This is a genomic window from Rhodoplanes roseus, from assembly GCF_003258865.1.
GTDB classification, from domain to species: Bacteria; Pseudomonadota; Alphaproteobacteria; order Rhizobiales; family Xanthobacteraceae; genus Rhodoplanes; species Rhodoplanes roseus.
On the sequence record NZ_NPEX01000628.1, the window covers coordinates 1 to 729 of the forward strand.

The 729-nt window shown below is 77.5% G+C and carries 1 pseudogene; it reads right to left on the bottom strand.

Annotation, left to right across the window (positions count from 1 at the left end):
* Window positions 1-638 (bottom strand): annotated as a pseudogene (locus CH341_RS31670) (hypothetical protein); the annotation flags it as partial.
* Window positions 639-729: the final 91 nt, after the last annotated feature.

Here is a 729-nt window from a genome sequence, read left to right on the forward strand (position 1 = left end):
GCCGGGGTCGGCTCGGGCGCCGCGGCCGAAAGGGCGGACGCCGACACCGGAAGCGCCGCGTCCGGGTCGAGGGCCTGCAGCGGCTCGGGCGGATCGACCGGGCCGAAATCCGGCGGCGGCGGAACATCGACGGTCCGCCGGCGGCTGCGGCGCGGCTCGATCGGGCGCTCCGGCGCGTCGAAGCCGGCACTCGGAACCGGCAGGTTCTCCGGGCTGATCTCGTCGGGCGCGGCCGGGCTCGTCGCCTCGGTCGGGGCCGACAGGTGGTCGGTCTCGGTCACCGGGCCGGACAGCTCGGGCTGTTCGCCGGTCGGGATGTCCTCGCCGAGCCGCGGGCCGCCGAAATCCGCGATCGCCTCGGCGACCTCCGGCTCGAGCAGGTCGAAGCCGCCCTCCGGATCGCCGAACTGACCCGGCGTTCCGTCCTGACGACGGTTGCGGCGGCCACCGCGGCGGCCGCGCCGACGACGGCGCCGCGCATTGGCGTCGCCGTTCTCTCCGCCTTCGCCGCCTTCGCCGTCGGCCGCCTCGCGTCGGGGCGGGCCATCGGGGCCTGCGTCGCTGCCGTCCTGGTCCTCGAACGAGACCTCGACGTCGCCGTCGGGCGCGCCTTCGCTGCCGGGCGCGCGTGCGGCCACCGGGGCGCGCTCGCTCCGTTCGCCGCGCCGATCTCGGCACCGGCTCGGGCGCGCTGCTGCTCGCGCTCCTCTCCGAACTCCCGGACGCGCT